Annotated in this window: 24 protein-coding genes; 8 read left to right on the forward strand and 16 right to left on the reverse strand. The window is 43.8% G+C overall.

The features are described 5' to 3' along the window. Positions 1-2: 2 nt before the first annotated feature. Complete coding sequence (locus tag ACEN92_RS03885) at positions 3-917, reverse strand: caspase family protein (protein WP_495641062.1); 915 nt, start codon at positions 915-917, stop codon at positions 3-5. A gap of 617 nt (positions 918-1534) precedes the next feature. Between ACEN92_RS03885 and ACEN92_RS03890 the strand changes: the two genes are divergently transcribed. The 8 genes from ACEN92_RS03890 (at position 1535) to ACEN92_RS03925 (ending at position 7172) form a co-directional block, all read left to right on the forward strand. Continuing rightward, positions 1535-1945 carry a single-stranded DNA-binding protein gene (locus ACEN92_RS03890; RefSeq protein WP_495641063.1) on the forward strand — a complete coding sequence of 137 codons (411 nt, stop codon included), beginning with the start codon at positions 1535-1537 and terminating at the stop codon, positions 1943-1945. Between the two features lie 57 nt (positions 1946-2002). Then, entirely contained in the window at positions 2003-3076 is a 1074-nt protein-coding gene (locus ACEN92_RS03895) for a DUF932 domain-containing protein (protein WP_495641064.1), read from the forward strand. A gap of 116 nt (positions 3077-3192) precedes the next feature. Continuing rightward, positions 3193-3567: a hypothetical protein gene (locus ACEN92_RS03900; protein ID WP_495641065.1), complete on the forward strand. Its 375-nt coding sequence runs from the start codon at positions 3193-3195 to the stop codon at positions 3565-3567. Then, positions 3551-4231: a PRTRC system protein E gene (locus ACEN92_RS03905; protein ID WP_495641066.1), complete on the forward strand. Its 681-nt coding sequence runs from the start codon at positions 3551-3553 to the stop codon at positions 4229-4231. The genes ACEN92_RS03900 and ACEN92_RS03905 overlap by 17 nt, the downstream gene beginning before the upstream one ends. A 15-nt stretch (positions 4232-4246) precedes the next feature. Further along, positions 4247-4465: a PRTRC system protein C gene (locus tag ACEN92_RS03910; RefSeq protein WP_495641067.1), complete on the forward strand. Its 219-nt coding sequence runs from the start codon at positions 4247-4249 to the stop codon at positions 4463-4465. A 16-nt stretch (positions 4466-4481) separates the two neighbouring features. Continuing rightward, positions 4482-5657: a hypothetical protein gene (locus ACEN92_RS03915; RefSeq protein WP_495641068.1), complete on the forward strand. Its 1176-nt coding sequence runs from the start codon at positions 4482-4484 to the stop codon at positions 5655-5657. Then, on the forward strand, positions 5650-6375 hold the full coding sequence (locus ACEN92_RS03920; protein ID WP_495641069.1) for a PRTRC system protein B: 726 nt from the start codon (positions 5650-5652) through the stop codon (positions 6373-6375). The genes ACEN92_RS03915 and ACEN92_RS03920 overlap by 8 nt, the downstream gene beginning before the upstream one ends. Continuing rightward, positions 6372-7172 carry a PRTRC system ThiF family protein gene (locus ACEN92_RS03925; RefSeq protein ID WP_495641070.1) on the forward strand — a complete coding sequence of 267 codons (801 nt, stop codon included), beginning with the start codon at positions 6372-6374 and terminating at the stop codon, positions 7170-7172. Before ACEN92_RS03920 ends, ACEN92_RS03925 begins: the two co-directional genes overlap by 4 nt. Before the next feature lie 233 nt (positions 7173-7405). Here ACEN92_RS03925 and ACEN92_RS03930 read toward each other — a convergent pair whose 3' ends face one another. From ACEN92_RS03930 to ACEN92_RS04000, 15 genes are all read right to left on the reverse strand, one after another. Beyond that, entirely contained in the window at positions 7406-7699 is a 294-nt protein-coding gene (locus ACEN92_RS03930; RefSeq protein ID WP_495641071.1) for a hypothetical protein, read from the reverse strand. Then, positions 7700-7957 carry a hypothetical protein gene (locus tag ACEN92_RS03935; protein WP_495641072.1) on the reverse strand — a complete coding sequence of 86 codons (258 nt, stop codon included), beginning with the start codon at positions 7955-7957 and terminating at the stop codon, positions 7700-7702. 183 nt (positions 7958-8140) lie between these two features. Then, entirely contained in the window at positions 8141-9034 is an 894-nt protein-coding gene (gene traN, locus ACEN92_RS03940; RefSeq protein ID WP_495641073.1) for a conjugative transposon protein TraN, read from the reverse strand. 23 nt (positions 9035-9057) lie between these two features. Further along, positions 9058-10338, reverse strand: a complete 1281-nt coding sequence (gene traM, locus ACEN92_RS03945) for a conjugative transposon protein TraM (protein ID WP_495641074.1) — start codon at positions 10336-10338, stop codon at positions 9058-9060. Further along, positions 10335-10610: a nitrogen regulatory IIA protein gene (locus tag ACEN92_RS03950; protein ID WP_495641075.1), complete on the reverse strand. Its 276-nt coding sequence runs from the start codon at positions 10608-10610 to the stop codon at positions 10335-10337. The genes traM and ACEN92_RS03950 overlap by 4 nt, the downstream gene beginning before the upstream one ends. Positions 10611-10629: 19 nt before the next feature. Continuing rightward, positions 10630-11058, reverse strand: coding sequence for a hypothetical protein (locus ACEN92_RS03955; protein ID WP_495641076.1), 429 nt, complete (start codon positions 11056-11058; stop codon positions 10630-10632). A gap of 10 nt (positions 11059-11068) precedes the next feature. Next, positions 11069-11692, reverse strand: a complete 624-nt coding sequence (traK, locus tag ACEN92_RS03960; protein WP_495641077.1) for a conjugative transposon protein TraK — start codon at positions 11690-11692, stop codon at positions 11069-11071. Positions 11693-11711: 19 nt separating this feature from the next. Continuing rightward, positions 11712-12707 carry a conjugative transposon protein TraJ gene (gene traJ / locus ACEN92_RS03965; RefSeq protein ID WP_495641078.1) on the reverse strand — a complete coding sequence of 332 codons (996 nt, stop codon included), beginning with the start codon at positions 12705-12707 and terminating at the stop codon, positions 11712-11714. A 1-nt stretch (position 12708) separates the two neighbouring features. Then, entirely contained in the window at positions 12709-13341 is a 633-nt protein-coding gene (locus ACEN92_RS03970; RefSeq protein WP_035680836.1) for a DUF4141 domain-containing protein, read from the reverse strand. A gap of 34 nt (positions 13342-13375) precedes the next feature. After that, on the reverse strand, positions 13376-15883 hold the full coding sequence (locus tag ACEN92_RS03975) for a TraG family conjugative transposon ATPase (RefSeq protein ID WP_495641079.1): 2508 nt from the start codon (positions 15881-15883) through the stop codon (positions 13376-13378). After that, positions 15880-16212, reverse strand: a complete 333-nt coding sequence (locus ACEN92_RS03980) for a DUF4133 domain-containing protein (protein WP_495641080.1) — start codon at positions 16210-16212, stop codon at positions 15880-15882. The genes ACEN92_RS03975 and ACEN92_RS03980 overlap by 4 nt, the downstream gene beginning before the upstream one ends. Before the next feature lie 9 nt (positions 16213-16221). Beyond that, positions 16222-16527: a DUF4134 domain-containing protein gene (locus tag ACEN92_RS03985; RefSeq protein ID WP_495641081.1), complete on the reverse strand. Its 306-nt coding sequence runs from the start codon at positions 16525-16527 to the stop codon at positions 16222-16224. 208 nt (positions 16528-16735) lie between these two features. Then, a complete protein-coding gene (locus ACEN92_RS03990; RefSeq protein ID WP_495641082.1) occupies positions 16736-17359 on the reverse strand; it encodes a conjugal transfer protein TraD in 624 nt (207 codons plus the stop codon). A 17-nt stretch (positions 17360-17376) separates the two neighbouring features. After that, positions 17377-17649: a DUF3408 domain-containing protein gene (locus ACEN92_RS03995; RefSeq protein ID WP_495641083.1), complete on the reverse strand. Its 273-nt coding sequence runs from the start codon at positions 17647-17649 to the stop codon at positions 17377-17379. A gap of 12 nt (positions 17650-17661) precedes the next feature. Then, positions 17662-18099 (reverse strand): DUF3408 domain-containing protein, encoded by a 438-nt coding sequence (locus ACEN92_RS04000; RefSeq protein WP_495641084.1) that lies wholly within the window; start codon positions 18097-18099, stop codon positions 17662-17664. Position 18100 lies beyond the last annotated feature (1 nt).

The following is an 18100-nucleotide window of genomic DNA, read 5'->3' on the forward strand; positions in this document are numbered from 1 at the left end:
ATCTAAAAAGTTTTAAATGGTGTTTTTTCTGCGTATTTGTCAACTGATATTCCTATCTCATGATATTGAAGATTCTGTTTCTGCTGCGCCATTCGTTTGGCTACCTCACAGGCCATTTGGGGATATGTATAATTTTTCCATGCTCCTGTGGATAAGGCTGAAGTGATAACGTTGTCAAGACAGATGGTGAGAAGGCCACCGTTTATGTTGCCTTGCGCAGTTTTTTCATCCTCAGTTGCTCCGATGTAAATAAGATTAAAGGCTTCAGTTATATCCTCATCCCTTCCAAATTCACATTTACCGGCCATTTCGATTGATTTCTCTTGAACAGTCTCCGCATTGACTGCCTTCTCCTCATTCTTGTGTTTTAAAGCGTTATTCTTACCAATTTTAAAATCCAGAAAAAAAAGATTGTGCTTATAACTTGTGGAGGAATGGCAGGCATCAACAATCATCACGTTGTTTGTCTTTTTGAAGTATTGGTTAAGAAGGTTATATATGTCGTCATCTATTAAAAAATCGTCGTATGCCACAAGAGCCTGATCAAAGCCAGTTATTTCATCACCATTTTTGTCGGTTAGAACATCCCCATGACCTGAAAAATAGAAAATAAAAGTATCACCTTCTGTAACTATCTTGCCGATCTTTTCTATATTTTTCTTTATCTCAGCAGCGGTAGCATTACTATTGTAAAGCTTTGTAAGGATATGGCTATTCCGTTGGGCAATCTTTTTCATTTTAGCAATGTCATTGGGAACTCCGCTTGTGGCAGCGTTATCAAATGACTTATTATAATTGGTGTAATAAGCTTTAGCATCAATATGCTGCATTCCTACGGTAAGCATATAGGTCTTTGGAGTCTGGGCAAGCAAACTTTGTAAAACAAAGCAGCAGAAAAAACATATAATAGTTTTCATACGCTAAAGGTTAGGGTCTATAATTTGTTTGTGTGTGATTTTTAAACTGCTGTAAGTCAGGAGTAAATGTACAAATGAAAATAATATTGGTTTCACGTATAAACACCTGTTTTTTATTGTTTTAATCTTTGTTATTGTGAGCCGTAGAAAAATGCTGCCTGTCAAATTAATCCTTTAGTGGACTACAGTTCTAATATTTATAATCAAATTTCTTTTTTACCAATACCATTTTTATTGCTTCCCTTTTACTTTTTATCCAAGACCCTGTATGCTTTTGTTTTATTTCAGGAGCAAAGGTAGTCCGTGTCCTTGAGCAAAAGCAAGGCCGGGCCTTTCAGGTCCTGCCAAAAAATCTCCACCCATTCGGGTTGTATTTTTTGCCAGAGCCTTGCTTTTGCTGGACACTCACCTTTTTATGCTCATGAAACAAAACATAGCATACTGCGGCTCTTTAGACGAATAAAAAAAAATGTCAGAAATGAGAATTGAAATATTGAAAAAAGCAATGATGAAACAAAACAGCACCTGCTCTCATTGCCGAATAAAATTTCAAAAAAAAAAAGAAAAGTGAAAAAGCGGGGCGAAAAAAGAAAGTAAAAATTTTAAAACTAGAAATCATGAACATTACAGGAAGAGTGACAAAAGATGCGAAAGTAAACACATTGTCAGACAGCAGACAGGTAGTAAATTTTTCAGTAGCCATCAATGAGAGCTACAAAAACAGAAAAGGCGACAAGGTGGAGCAGACCACATTTTTTGATTGCGCCTACTGGGTAAGCCCGAGGGTTGCCGAGTGGCTGACCAAAGGCACGGTGGTGGAACTTACAGGCATGGTAAGCGCAAGGGCGTGGAAAGGCAATGACGGGGAGCCTCGCGCAGGGCTGAATTTCAATACTTCGAACATCAAACTGCACGGGGGCGGGAAGAAATCCGAAGGTGCGCAGGCAATGAAAACGGGGCAGACTGCAGAGCAGGGAGAAAACAAAAAAGCTACATTAAAAGAGCCTGAGGACGACATGCCGTTTTGAGCAGGTAGTAAAGGGTTCTAAACAATTTTATTTTTCAAACTTTTAAAATCAAATATCATGGCACATAATATCAATTACAACAGTCAAACAGGAAAGTATTCTTTTTTCAGTGTAAAAGAAAAAGCATGGCACGGGCTCGGGCAGATCGTGGAGCAGTACCCGACAAGCTCAGAAGCCATCAGACATGCGGGGCTTGACTATGAGGTGGCTAAAAGCCCTCTATACACAAAAGCATCGGGCATTATCCAAACTGCGGGCGGTATTGAAGTGGGCAGTACCGAACTGGCAGTACCTGACTGCTTTGCCACTATCCGCACCGACAGCAATGCCGTTTTGGGCGTTGTTGGGAAAGACTACCAAATCGTGCAGAACCGTGAGGCGTTCAGTTTCTTTGATGCCATTGTGGGCGGGGGCGACGGTATACTGTACGAAACAGCAGGGGCACTCGGGCAGGGAGAGCGCATTTTTATCACGGCAAAACTCCCTGATTATATCCGTGTGGGCAAAGGGGATGATGTTACCGAAAAATATATTTTCCTGACCACCTCGCACGACGGAAGCGGAAGCATCACGGCGGCTTTTACGCCCATCCGCATCGTATGCCAAAATACCCTTAACGCTTCGCTTCGCTCGATGAGCAACGTGGTGCGCATCCGACATACATCAGGCGCTAAACAGCGTTTGGATGATGCCCATAAAGTAATGGGACTTGCAGATAAACTCAGCAGTCAATTAGAGGGCATCTTTAATGAATGGTCTAAAGTAAAAGTAACAGACAAGGAAGTTAAAAAGCTTATTCAGTTGGCTTTATGTCCAAATACCGAAACACTTTCTTTAATTAAAAAAGGGGCAGAAGATGAAGTGTCCGCCATCTTTAAAAATACCGTAGAGGATGCTTTTGCCTATGCCATGGCAAGCGAATCTCAGCAGATGGAAACTACCAAAGGTACGCTTTTCGGGGCTTACAATGGAGTTACGGGCTACTATCAGAATGTGCGTAAATACAAGGACAGCGAAGCGAAACTTCAATCCATTGTAATGGGAGGCACAGCCCAGGGAAAAGCCCAAAAGGCTTTTGAACTGTGTACTGCTTTTCAGGCAGATGGCGCAGAAATCCTTAACCTGAATTAGGCAGGCAGATAAACCAAAGGCTGTTGCAAACCGTGACAGCCTTTAAAATCAGGTTTTAGTGTTGCGATAGCAGTGCTGGACATCTGTACAATTGAATAACATAAAAGGCAGGGATTATGGCAAGGAAGAACAGCAACAATTTTGAGTTTATACTGTATCTCTATAATGAATTTGTCAGCAAACACCGCAGTACAGGCAAGGAAGCACGTATGTATTGGCATATTTTGGACAAGTATATAGAAGTGGGGCTTTCAAAAAAAAGCCAGACAGCCGAAAAAAAGTACGCCCAAAAGCTTGTAGCCATCATAAGGGAAGCAGTAGGGGAATGGAACACCCATCTGCTTATCTTAAAAGGGGAAGAGGGAGAAAAGGAATATCAGGAAAATATGAAAAGCTACATCGAACGCCTCTACAGGTTAGGGCATGATGAGCAGAGCGTCATAGAGTCAATCATTAAAAAATTAAAATTAAATTATGGAAACGACAACTAATTTTTTCAATCAGATAGCGCAGTTGCAGATCATAGGCGATTTGCACATTACCATTGCCAAAGGGGCAGAGGACAGGCTTATCGTACTGGTTATGCTTCAAAACGAAGGGTGCGGGGACAGCGCCAAACACAGCATACCGCCACTAAACCTAAGGGGAACAGCCGAAGAACTCGACAGCGGTTTTTTTGAGAATATCACAACGCCCATTGAGTCTGCCTCGGGTCTTATGGTGGACATGGAAGGCTATATGAAACAGCTTGAAGATACTAAAAAACAGTCGGTTATGGAAAAGGAAAAAGACGACAAGCAGAAAAAAGAGCAGGAAGCCAAAGACAAAAAATTCAGTGATGCCATGGCGAAAGCGGATGAACAGGAAAAAGAAGGGAAATTTCGTGAGGCATGGATAAAAGTGCCCGAAATACATGAGTTTCCCCTAAAGGCGGAAGAAATACGCAGACGAAAATCCGAATTATCAGCCCAATTTGCGCCCGATTTGTTCGGCAGTACAACAGAACCTGCAAAGACCGAACCGCCAAGTGAGGCGCTTTTTCCCGAGTATGCTAATGATAGCAGTGATGCACAGGAGCATAAAACGGACGAGGAAGAAACGGAGGCAGAGGACATGGAAAACTGGGAAGACGAGAACCAAGAGGAACGATACTAATCTAAAATACAAATCATGTTATTAGCGACACAATTACAGCGGGTTTTTATACTCAAAGACAAAGGGCAGGAAATCAGGCTTTCCGACCCCGAACCGAGATGGAGCACCGAAGCGGTACTTAATTTTTATGCCCCGACCTATCCGATACTGACCACCGCCAAAATATCAGCCCCTGCCATCAGGGACGATGCGGTCGAGTACCGATTTGAAACGATAATGGGAACAAAAGGTTAATCAAAAATTTAAAGCCATGAATTATGCAACAGACAATCATATCGGGAATAGTGCAACTGCCCGAGCAAAAAAGACAAAAACAGCTTCACGCACAGCTCGCAGGGTTTATGGTTTGGATGCAGAGACCCAAGGACGCAGACGAGGTGCAGAAAGACAAACCAAGGTCAGTTCCTGCGGGGATGCTACCGATGGTTTTCTAAAGGTTTCATTTCTGCCCAGACTGCAAGAGAATAAAACTTTACAGGCTTGTCAGGATATTTCCAAAATGGAAAGTGATTTTTATGCCTCCCTTGCCAGTCTTGCAGAGCATTACCATATTGTGCCGTTGCCGACCCGTCATTTTGAATATCCCTATAATATGGCATTGGCTGTATGGGATTTGGAAGAGAAACTCAAAAAAACTGTGGGAAACTTTTCCGAACTGAGGTTATTGCAGGACAGCCACAGAACGTATTTGCTCAGCGAGGAAAAATACAGCACGGGCACAACGCTGTATTATATCCCTATAGAACCGATTTATCAAATGCTCAAAGACCACGAGCGCAGGAAAAATGCGCATCTGCTTTTGTCGGTATGCTCGTATCTGTATCATATTGCAGATGTACCGTATTACAGACAGCAGGGCAGTTATCTGTACTGGCTCTATGAAATGCACAGGGAATGGACAGAACAGGACGAGGACAGGGAAGAAAACGAGAGGTATATTCGGGAGTTTGACAAGGCAGAACTTATCGGGGACTGTATCGAAAAAAAGATTTTCAACCGCATAAATTTAGAAGTGTTCGAAGCGCGTTTAAAAGGTTTTAAAAGCTTTGATGTCTTGGATAAGCAGTGTTCTGAAATTGCAAAAAAAGCTTTTGCATTATATAGCGACTATCCCCATGAAAGCATTTTTCGAAATGCACCAATGAATGACAGGGATGAAGACGAAGAAACGGAAAACGAGAGCATCGGGATGGAAAAGTACATTTCCTTTATCTCCGATACCAAAGGATGGCTTTACGAAAGCATTGAGGAGAGCATCAACAATGAGTTTAACGAGTACGGGACAATGGATGAACCGACGATTATAAAATACTTTGACGGAAGGGAACTTACAGAGAACAGCCTTGATTTTGAAAACCGATTGTTTGCCCTTTTGGATGATATGTGCGCTTTACTGTATAACTATAAATACCACGAAAATGAATAATACAATTGATAGAATAGAGGATTTCGGGACGCTTTACCACCCAAAATCCGCCCTTGTTTTTTATGAAAGTAAAGGTTTAGATAAACATATGTATGTAGAGCATTTTGAAATGGATAAAAACGGCACTCCAATTAATGCGCACCCACTTACGGAACGGGAAGCAGGGGCGCTCGCAAAAGCCCTTATGACCGAAAAGCAGAAGCAGACCGCCTTTTTGAAATCGGGCGGGATTCTGCCAACAAACATTCTGCATATCAATCCGAGCAGGGACAAAGGGGCTGTGATATGGTACACCAAAGCCCAAAAAAGACCGCTTTATTTTATAGAGGGTTTAGGGATTCCGAGCGGTCAGGGGTTTGTGCCTCCCATGGTCTGGCAGGCGAGCAAAAACAGCCTGCGGGTATTTGCGCTTTCAAGTAACAGCAGACCCACGGAAAAAACACCGCTGTACTTTGCGCCATTTTTCAATATCTATGAGGACGGCAGGGTATGTATGGGCTCGGTCAATATTAGTATTAAGGAATCTTCTTGCGTGGAAGAGTTTACAAAGGCGTGGGAGGATTATTTCTTTAACAGCTATTTCAGCCACCTTATGGGAGAAAGCACTGTAAAGGGCAATTGCGTAAGCCTATGGAAAGACCTTGTCGCAACAGGCAGAACTTTTCCAAAGGAAGTTTTAAAAAGCAATACTAAAACACTTAAAACCCTATTGTTATGAAAACAGGCAAAACCAAAATGCATTTTACAGACCCGTATCTGATTAGCCCCACCAATCCCATTACCGTTAACCTGATAGGGGCAGGCGGTACAGGCTCAAAAGTGCTGACCGCCCTTATGGAAATGAACCACAGCCTCACATCGCTCGGGCATGCAGGGCTGATCGTTCGCTTATGGGATGATGATATTATCACAAATGCCAACCTTGGCAGACAGCGTTTTGCGCCCAGTGAGGTCGGACTTAATAAATCCGTGGCACTTATCAACCGTGCCAACCGTTTTACGGGCACAAACTGGAAAGCGGAAACCATAAAATTTGAAAGGGACAGCTTTGGAAAACTGCCGAGTAATGCAAAGGCTACAATTTATATAACCTGCACGGACAGTGTAAAGTCCCGTTTTGACATAGCCGATATTTTAAAAAACAGCAACCAAAGGCATCACAGGGACGACCCGAAATACTGGATGGATTTTGGCAACAGCCAGTATACGGGACAGGTCATCCTGTCCACTATTGGGGAAATCAAACAGCCCAAGTCCGAAAAGTTTGAAACGTTCGAGAGCCTGCCTTTTGTGACAGAGGAATTTGGGGAGCTTTTACAGGAATCTGAAACGAAGGACGACACGCCGAGCTGTTCACTTGCCGAGGCACTAGAGAAACAGGATTTGTTTATTAATTCCGCTTTGGCGCAGATGGGATGCTCGCTTTTATGGAATCTGTTCCGTGAGGGCATGACCGCAAACAGGGGATTTTTTCTGAATTTAAAAGACTTCCGGGCACAGCCCATTCCAATATAAGCCCGAAATCGGGCGGCAAAAAGACACTCCTTCCTCTCGGGCGGAGCGTCTTTTTGCGTTTAATCGGTGGAGCGCCTTTGCCAAAATGCAGTGCCCGCTATTTTAGCAAACCCGCTGCGGTGTTTTTTAAGGGATGTTTATCATCCCTTTTGCTATCTTTGGACAGGCTTCTTTTCTTTCCGAGGGCGGCCAAAGAAAAGAAGCAAAAGAAGACCGCCTTGTTATAGTGGCTTTTATTTTAATTGTACAATAGGCTCTGTTTTCCAACGGGAAAAGCCTTTGAAAAGATAGGCTATGTTTTCAAATTCTATAAAGGCAATAAACTCTGCCTTGCACTTCATCTTAAATCCCCTGAAATGTTGAAAATCCTTCAGTGGTATATCGGCAAGGTCTCCAATAGTTCTGATCTCTAAAGTTTCAAGTACACCTTGCAGTCTTCTGCTGAAAGGAAATTCGCTGTTGTAAAGCAGTTTCTGCCGGTCTTTTTCTGCTTTTTCTTTTCTGATTTGAGCGGGACTTGGATTCAATTAGTGTTTTAACTCCTGCAGTTTTGCTATGTAGTGGTCAATTTCTAAAAACAGTTCGGTCACCGCTTTTACTTTGTTATATGTTATCTCGTAAAGCTCGTTTACGTATTCGGATGTAATTCCATAATTTTTCGCCACATCGCTCAGGGACATCTTTTCTATCAAGAGTTTCTCAAGTACATCGTATTCCTTTTCAGAAAGTACTTTTCTGGACATTTCGAGATAAAAGCTGTTGGTGCGGTCGATAACATTTTGCATAACAGTACAAGTTAGATCCTTATTGTCAAATACGTTTTGGTTCTTTTGTTTCAATGCTAAGATACTAACGTTAATTGAGTTATGCAATGTATTTGCAGGAAAGGCTTAAGCTCAGGAAACAAAACAGCCCAAAGCAATGCTTCGGGCTGTAATACTTTTTAATTTCTAATTTTTTAATAGTTATTAAAATTTAAGGTGCATACTGTTTATCAACTTGGCTTTTACCAGATCTGAATTTTTAATCTTTAGTGTCTGGTGTCTCCCTCCGTTTTTCTCAAAAATCTCAATTAGCAGCAGTTTGTCATCCGCTATTGTAAATTGGTCAAAGAGAAACACATTCTGGTCTGTGGCTTTTCCGGGAATCTCATCAAGGGTTTTGTAAATGCGGAGCGGCACAATCGGCCTTTGCTGCGAGGCAGTTCGTCTGGCTGTTTTTTTATCTACCACCTTGAAACTCATAAAATCAATGCTGAAAGGTACATTGGTTTGGTTTTCAAGCTGCGTATGGAAATAATACTTGCCGTTGTGGATATAGACGCCCTTTAAGCTGAACTGAATGCCGAAACTCTCCGATGAAATGTGCTTTACGATTCGCTTGTTGTTTTTGTAAATAGTTTCCAGGATCAGTCCTGCCAGTGAGGGTGGTGTTTTTCCAAGCTCCTCAAAAAGAACATCGCTTGCACTGACTTTGTCGAAGTTCTTCTGCATCGCCATAAGATCATAGCTGAGGGTAGGCGGATTGGCGCTGTACTGCACGTTAAAATTGTAAAAACGGCCGTCATCGGTAATCACCGAAAAGTTGGTTTCCTCTTCAAAAGTCTTGACCGATGCCTTGACGCGAAGGACGTTTTCAGCATCCTTGGCCTTTGAGGCAGTCAGGTATTCACTTCCAAGATCCACGTATCGGATAGCGGACGGGAAAATAAGATGGGAAGTTTTGTCATAAGTAACCTGCATATGGTACGGCGGTATCGTTCCTAAATCAAGGCTAGTGGCTTCGTTTTCCTGCGCAGATGCGGCTAATGAATATGTTATTAATAGGGCTGTTGCCCAAAATAGTTTAAATTGATTTTTCATAATTAATTGATTTTAGATTGCTGTTATTTTTTGGAAACCAGATACACCTGATGTGCTGCTTTTAAGGTCACCTTAGGCGTCCTCACTTTTTTGGCGAAATAGCCCGAGATGCCCTGAACCACCCCGCGGCTTAGGTCAGCGGCCACCTGCTGTCCTGCAGACTGTGTCATCATAAGGCTCGTGCCGGACTGTTGGCTCATGTTGCCCGCCATTTCAGTTAGGGCACTTCTTTCGACAGAATAAGGAACTGCCACTCCCTGCTGGCCGTCAAGGTCATAAATGGTAATGTCTACCGGAATAATGGAGCCCTCCAGTTCGATGGAAGTGACTTTCAACTGCAGACGGCCTGCCTGTATCTTCGCATTTGCCGTCACTATTGTGCCCGTTGCTATGATACGACCTGAAATCCTTGCAGGTTCTACAAGACGAAGGGAAACACCTGCCTCGCCAATAATAGTTTGTGTTTGGTGCACGCAGGCCTTGACGCTATTTTTTGGCTGCAGGTTCTCTTGCATTGAACCTGCAGAATTAAACCCTCTGCCCGTGTTCCATTCTGCAAGAAAAGTGCTGTCGGAAGGCTGGCGATACAGCGAGGATACCGTGCTTTTTTTTGAAGGAACCAGCGCCGAAAAATTCTTCTCTTCTGATTCCGCCTTTGCTACTGTAGTGTTTTTGCCTGCAGGCTCGACAGAACCGGAGCCTGAGGGAAGGTATTTAGCGGCCATCTGATAGGATTTTTCCATAAGTGCCAGCTGGTCATCAACCGTTGCAGCTTTGGGAATTTCCTTTTGAGCGAGTTCCTGTTTCAGTTCCTCGAGCTGCCTACGCAGTTCCTTGGTTTCTCCGTTATCCTGCTGATAGAAAGAACCCAGCGTGCTTTGTGAAGTGCGGTAAGTGTTCAGCGCCGGATTGTTAGTTCCTTCCGCGTCATCGGGCAGTGATTGTTTCTGATCAGCGTTGCCCTCATTCCAGTAATCGGACAGTGTGGTTAAAGCGTTCTTTTTTTGCTCTTCTTTGTCTTCGAGCATTTCCTGCTCATACGCTTTTTGCTTGTCTGCCTGCAGTACAGATCCGCTTGCTTGTGGCACGCTGTCGTTCAGACCGATGCTTTCGATCTGCTTTTTATCCTTCGACGGCTTAAAGATCAAATACATACAGCAGATACATACAATTCCCATCAGTGTGAAAATCAGCGGTTTTTTAATACGCTCGACAGTTGTCTTTTTTTCATCAGGCAGAAACGAGGAAGCGTCTTGGCGAGCCTCTTCTGAGAGAAGGCTGACCTTTTTTTTATTTTCTTTCATAATCCTTTTTTTTTAATTGGCTTGAGGGAGTCCTGTAGAAACGCCGGACTTTCTTTTCCTGCCGAGGCAGGGCTTTCGATATGTTCTACAGCCATATTGTTTCTCGCGTATGCCGTATCACGGCATACGTTGAAAATAACAACTGCGGTCAGCAGCACGTACGCTGCAAAAAAGGATAGTATCACCTGATGTTGCCTTTTTATCGGCATTGCTTCCCAGTTTATGTCAAGCCCTTCCAGCCATTGGTTTATATTTGTTCTTAATTTATTCATAACCTTGCTATTTTTGTTCTCAAAGCTTAAACCGCTTAGGACATTTATATATTTTTTGGTACTGTTCATCATTGACCAAGGCGACTGCCTGCGACGCGCTGGGCGCAGATATAACAGACAGGTTTGTCAGTTCCGCTTTTTTCAGCAGCTGTCCAAATTGATCTTTCCTTGCCACCTCCATTCTGTTGAGAGAAAATTTACCGTTCAGGTATTTTACCAGCATAATGCATCGTATACTTGGCTTGTCTTCTCCTGACCATTGCAGGTAGCCTGTCAGCAGCAAGTCTTCTTTAGGCAAACTGTCTTTTCCATTGTTGCAGTCTTCAAGGTATTCGCTGATGCTGTCTTTCAACTTTCCAGCATGCGCACCCTGCGTATGGAAATAGCCGTTAAATCCTTTTTTAGTCAGGATTCTCGCAAATGTGTCTAAATCTAATAATGCTTCCATAAGATTTTTTTTAGCGTTCGATGACTTCTATATCCCTGTTTTCAAGCACCGCGAACTTTTCAATATTGAAGCCCTGCGGATTATTGTCCGAGCGCACCGAGTTTACCAGAAGGCAGGATGTAACCAGACTGCGTCTGGTTACATTACTCGAGCGTATGATAATTTGCCTTGCATAACTCCGTACCACATAAGGATATGTCTCAAAATTGCAGACCACGCTGTCCATTTCGATACGCTGCTGTACATTGCCTGATATAATCCGGTTGTAATAACCCTTTTCCAAAAGGTCCTTGTAATAGTTAAAGGCACTTTTATCGGCAAGGCTAAATGCCCTTTTCATATTGCTTTCAATAGCATTTTTGTCGGGCGCCAGGGTAAAGAACAGCTCGTGAAAACGCCTTACGTGCTCACGGGCTTCCACAGGTCGGTTGATCGAGGCGTCTTGAGCGAGTGCAAGCATGAGCGATTTGCCATTGTCTAGCACATAAATTTTCTGGCGCTGCTGCTCGGCAAAACCATACGATCTCCAAAGCGCGTATCCGGTCACTAATGCACAGAGCACGGCAAATACGATGGCATACAGCCTTATTTGCTGAAAACTGTTTTCTATATTTCTGAGTGTTTTAAATTCCATTTTATTGAATGTTTATTGATTATTTATTGACCAGCCTTCCGGCAATGTTGCCTGCGGCCGAACCTGCGCCGGCGCCTGCTATATTTCCGGACTTCATGGCAGTCTGGTGGATGTTGCGTGAAAAATTTCCTGCGCCGCCTGCCTGGATAATCCAGCCTGTCACTGTTGGAATGGTAAAATAGCCTACAATGCCGATGATCATAAAAATGATGTATACGGTGTTTGAGGTGTCGGGAATGAAAGTGGGATCGGCAAGCATTTCTATGTCCCTTTCAATAATCAGGGACTGGATCCTGGCCAGCATCGAGCTGAACAGGTCTGCTACGGGAAGCCAGAGATAAACGCTGACATACCGTGTAATCCACTGCGTAAGAGTTGATTGGAATCCGTCCCAGACTGATATGGCAAATGCGATAGGCCCCAGGATGGACAGCACTATAAGAAAGAAAGTGCGTATGGTGTCGATCACCAGCGCTGCAGCCTGAAATAGTATTTCGAGCAGGTTGCGAAACCACTCTTTTATTATTTTCTCTATCTGATAGGTCTGCCTGTCCATATACATTCCGGCCATAGTCCCGATGTCCGAAGGCGACCAGCCCAGTTCGTCCAATTTCTTGTCGAACTCCGCGTCCGATACCATATAGGCGGTCTCGGGATTGCGGATCATCGCTTCATGCTCCAGCAGGTCTTTTTTTGCCTGAAGATCGTTCAGGTCCAATACCTGATCTTGCAGAATGCTATGTGTTCCCTGAACTATCGGGCTTAATACGGCATTGATTGTGCCCAGCACGATCGTCGGAAAAAACATGATGCAGAGACCCAGTGCAAAAGGGCGCAGAAGAGGGTAGACATCAATAGGTTCAGCTCGGCTGAGTGCCTGCCAGACTTTCAAGGCCACAAAAAACAGCGCCCCGAGTCCTGCCAGTCCTTTGGCCACCGCCGCCATATCGGCGGACAGGGGCAGCATCTCATCATACAGCGAGCGAAGGACGTCATGAAGATTACTGAATTCCATATTACCAGTATTTTTGGTTTGGGGTGCCGTAAAGCTCAAGAACCCTTTTGGTGCTGTTCTGCTTTTTAGCTCGCAGGATACTCACCGATATATTCTTATTGGTGTAGTAACGCACCAGGCTGTGGTATTCTTTTACCTCTTTGTATACACGGTCGATAATGTCCATTCGCTCCTTATCACTGAGTGACAGGCTCGAGGAGGTGACAATCTGTTTGAGTTCTTTCAAAAGCTCGGTACTCTCTCCCAGCAGCGCCGAATATCCCTTGGCAATGGCGGTGAGCTCCCTTGCCGAAAAGTTAGGATCATTAAGCATCCTACCGAAATTTTGCACATACATTTCCGATACATCGCCCACCAAAAGGACGGTCTGCTGTACCTTGCGGGCGTCTTTTACCAAATTGTTAATCGCCTGCAGTTTGTCATAATATTCTTTGCCCTGCTTGTATACCTTTTCTACTTCCTTGAAATTTTTGACCACATTGCTAACAGTTGAGGAAGTCTGTATGATCTCGTTGGCGCTGTTGAGAATCCCCGAGGCAAGATTGGCCGGATCGGTAACCACAAACTGGGCTTTTGCTGATGGCGCCGAGGCAAGCATAATTGCTGCAGACACCATAAATAGTATTTTTTTCATTGTTATCGATTTTTAAATTGTTATTGATTATTGATTATTGATTTTTTTCCTGTTCGCGGCGCCTACTGGCGATCTGCTTGATGGCGAGCTCTACATTACCGCCATGTTCAGCGGCAAGCTGCATTACCGCCATTTTTTCTGTTTCTTCTGTCGTGTATGCGAGATATTCCTCAGCGGACACTTCTGTGGCGTAGACAGCCGAGTTTGTCCCTCCAAGCCCGATCCATACTTCTTTGTAAAGACGTGATGCATCGTTGTTCATATTAATGGATAGCACCTGCGCTTTTTCCTTGTCTGTCAGTCCGAGCATGGCCTGTATTTCATCAAACTTGTTCATGTATTTGCGCTGATCGAGAAGTATCTTGCAGTCCGAATTATTGATGATGCTTTCCTTAACAATAGGGGATTGGATAATGTCATCTACCTCTTGGGTCACCACAATGGCCTCGCCAAAGAACTTCCGTACAGTCTTAAATAAATACTTTATATAATTTGCCATACCTTCCTTTGCAATAGCTTTCCAGGCCTCCTCAATCAGGATGAGTTTTCGGATGCCTTTAAGCCTTCGCATCTTGTTTATGAAAACTTCCATAATGATGATCGTTACGATTGGAAAGAGGATTTTATGCTCCTTGATCGCATCAATCTCAAAGACGATAAAACGCTTGGAAAGCAGGTCCAGCTGCTTGTCGGAATTCAGCAGGTAATCATACTCGCCGCCTTTGTAATAAGGCTCCAGTACATTAAGAAAATTGGCAATGTCAAAGTCTTTTTCCCTTACCTGTTTTTCTATCAGCACGCTTCGGTAATCTCCCTGAACATACTCGTAAAAACCATTGAAAGAGGGAAAGGCGTCATCGCGCTTAATCTTTTCGATATAGCCGCTTACGGCATTGGACAGTGCCACTTCCTCGGAGCGGGTGGGAGGCTCGTCATCGCGTTTCCATAATGTCAGTATGAGCGTCTTAATACTTTCCCTTTTTTCAATATCGAAAACCCCGTCATCGGTATAGAAAGGGTTAAAGGCAATGGGATTGTCCTCGGTATAAGTAAAATACACCCCGTCTTCGCCTTTGGTTTTTCCATTGATCAGCCCGCATAATCCTTGATAGGAGTTACCGGTATCTACCAGCAGGACATGGGCGCCCTGTTCATAATACTGCCTCACCATATGGTTGGTGAAAAAAGACTTACCACTACCCGAGGGACCCAGTATGAACTTGTTGCGGTTGGTAATGATACCGCGTTTCATCGGTAGGTCTGAAATGTCCAGATGGATAGGTTTTCCCGTCAGCCTGTCTGCCATCTTGATGCCGAATGGTGATGGGGAATCATGGTAATTCGTTTCTGCTGTGAGGAAACACAATGCCGGTTCAATGAAGGTGTAAAAACTTTCCTCACTTGGAAAATCTCCTGCATTGCCAGGCATACCCGCCCAGTACAGCGCCGCCGTATCAGTAGTATTGTGCCTTGGCTTGCATTCCATAAGGGCCAGTGCGCTCCCGCAGTCGTTCTTCAGCTGTTTGAGTTCGGACAGGTCGTCCGACCATGCCATGATATTGAAGTGCGCTCGGATTGACGACAGTCCAAAAGAATGCGCTTCATTCAGATAGAGTTCAATCCACTCTTTGTTGATCTGGTTGGCGCGACTGTAGCGTGCCAGCGAGTGCATGTTTCGGGCGGACTTTTCAAACTTCTGCAGGTTCTCCTCACTGTTGCCTAAAAACAGATACTGGTTGTAAATGTGATTGCAGTTCAGCAGTAGTCCCACAGGAGCTGCAAAAGATAAACGGCAGTCGCTGCGGTCTGTGGAGAGTTTTTCATATCGCGTATCAGCAGATACCGATGAGGGCAAGTCGTCGGTGTCTGAAAGCGTATGAAGGCACAGCCTATTATTTCCTACGCGTACCTCTTCGCTGCCCAGCACAATATCCTGCATCGAGGTACCTGATTCCTTTGAAAGGGTTAGGTACTGTTCCAACAGTCCCGGTCTGCCTTGCTCACCAATGATGTCTTCTTCGCTCATACGGCTGATTTTGACAAATCCGCAGTCGTTTATAATGCGCTCAAACTGCCCAACGGCTTCCATAAAACGGTGAACTGTTTCTTTATCCCTGATTTCTTTTGGTATCAGTATACCTTTGCACAGTGATGAGAAATTGCTCTGCATCCGCATGCGTTCTTTGGTGGTCTTGGTAAGAAACAGATAACAGTAATGGTTCAGGAACGGACGCTCATTAAAGTGCCGCTGATAAGATCTGGCCAGAAAACTCCGGTCATTCTTATCCATATCAGGATCATAGTTTTCCCTGATGTACCAGTCCTGTTTATGGACGATCGTAAAATCGGGAAGGGTCTTAACGGCCTTATGCCAGGCAGAATGAATAGTTTCATATTCGGCCGATGCCACCGTAAAGAGTTCAGGTAGGCGGACTTCAAAGCAGGCGGTAATATCCGCATCCTTAGAAAGGATACAGTTATTTTCCACTGCCAGCAGAGGAAATCTGCTTTCCAGTGTTGTGTCCTTGGCTTTATTTCTCATAAGGCACTGGATTTAGGAGTTGACTTTAAATAGCGTCGTACAGGCTTGCGGCAGATGATGTAACGGGGATGCTTTTTTTTTGCCCCGATTTTCATCAGTCCGTGTTCCCCGTACTTTCTGTTCAGCGAGAAGGTCTGCCAGACAATCATCGATGCGCCGCCTGCGCCGAGAAAAAGGCAGATATAAGAACTCGTCCCGGCCATATATAAAATCATGACCAGGATTAGTATTCCAAGCAGTCCGCCTGCGAATATGAACAGGTACTGTGCCTTGAGTCCCCTGAACTCGACAGTTCTTCCTATCCCTTTGTTGATGTTGTAAGTATTCATAGGACGGTGCTAAAGGAAGAAGGAGCGAAGAATGGTAGCCGCGACAATAAGAAAGATACAGGCACCGAACCAGCTCGCCGCTGTTTTTGAGGTATCTGGATCTCCACTGCTGAATTTGTTGTATACCTTAACTCCTCCGATCAGGCCGACCACAGCTCCAATGGCGTAGATAAGTTGTGTAGCGGGATCAAAATAGGAGGTTACCATTTGGGTGGCTTCCGTGATGCCTGCTGTTCCGTTTCCCTGCGCCGATAACTTTAAGGATGACAGCATTATGATTACTGCCGGCAGGAATTTTTTTGTTTGTTTTTTCATAATGAAACACTTTAAATTGTTACTGTACTTCCGCATTATGCGGGCTCTGGCAACAAAAGTGTGATGAAAATCGAGTTCCTGCCGTAAAGTGGCTGTCTGTGGAATTAGTTGACTAGCTGTGGCGTTATTCTTAATGTTTGAGCATAAAAAACGTCAAACATTTTAAGTTTGACGTTTTTTGTTAAATGAGAAAGGGGAGTATTGCCCTTCAAACATACTCCCCAATATCAAATTCATTCAAATCAATTTTCCGCAGATAGGAAGAGCTGGAATCCTTTTCAGAAGAAAGGCTCCCGTCCAACAGCTCAGCTATTTTTCGGGAGGCACTTTCTATGGAATTTTCCAGCAGGCTAAATAATTCGGTTCCCTGCATTTTCTGAACTAAAGCTATCGCTGTTTCCTGTTGAGAGGGCTCCAATTTATCTTTTTGAAGCAGCATCCCCACGGAGCTTAGTTCCTCGAAGGTAACCCCTTGGGCAAAACCGTCATCTGCGCTGGATATTCCGTACCTGTTCCATTCTTCTTCTTCCTGTTCAAAATCAGGCATATTACTGAAAACTTCGTCCAGCTCTTCCTGCGGAATTTGAACACCTACGTTTTCATTTTCGTCGTATTCAATGTCAAAATTATCGGGATTCACCGCTGTTTCCTCAATTTGGCTTTTAGTGGCATTGTTTGGGACTGAAAGGCTTCTTACAGGCTTGGGCTGACCCATAATATCGGGCAGGTTTGGATTAATTTTTTCCTGTTTAGTCTGCTGTTGCTTTAAGCTTTTCTTAATGACAATCTTGCCCTGCAGAAGCAGGACTATGACTATTAGCAGGCATATCACAATAACTGTTTCCATAATCAAAGAATTGGTTTTTGTTTTTCAATATGCAGCGTCTTTATATCCTCTCCAAAATCGTGAAAATGCTGCTTTAGCACGTTGTACATGTAATCTGAGATTGTGATTTTTCCATCGCCGAGGATAAAAACAATACGTGATATCATCCTGTGAAAATCCTCACTGATATACACCGACTTGCCGTTTCTAGCTATAAATTCTGCCGGTTGTAAAAAAATGTCTTTGTATTGCCCAATTTGTGCAGGCAGCTTGGTTTTCTTAAATAAATTTTTCATAATCATAATATTTTAAAAAATGGGTCTAAACTTCTCATTAAAATCTTCAGTAATTGCTTTCTCAAATATTTCAAAATGATGTTCAAGAATATTGTCGAGATAGGCATACAGCGGTATCTGATCTTTCCCTATTACCTGTACAATGCGGGACAAACGCTCGTGATATTCCTGACGGATGTAAATACTCTTATCTCCACGCTTAGTCATTGAGTGGGTTTTCAAAAAGTGGCCGCCATAACTTCCGTCAAAACCTTTCTTTGTTCGGTTCTTTTCCCTTTGTGCAGGTTTAATCGGCAGTAACTCTTCCTGTTTTACATCTATCTTTTGCGTCTCTTTGATTGGTTCAGGCGGAAACTGTATCCCCTCTTTTTTAACGCCGTCAACCATCAGGTCCATCATCAGTTCTTCATTAATGTCCGGCGGGGTTTTTCTCTTATTTTCCTTTTCCATA

Source organism: Flavobacterium sp. Flavsp81, from assembly GCF_059491325.1.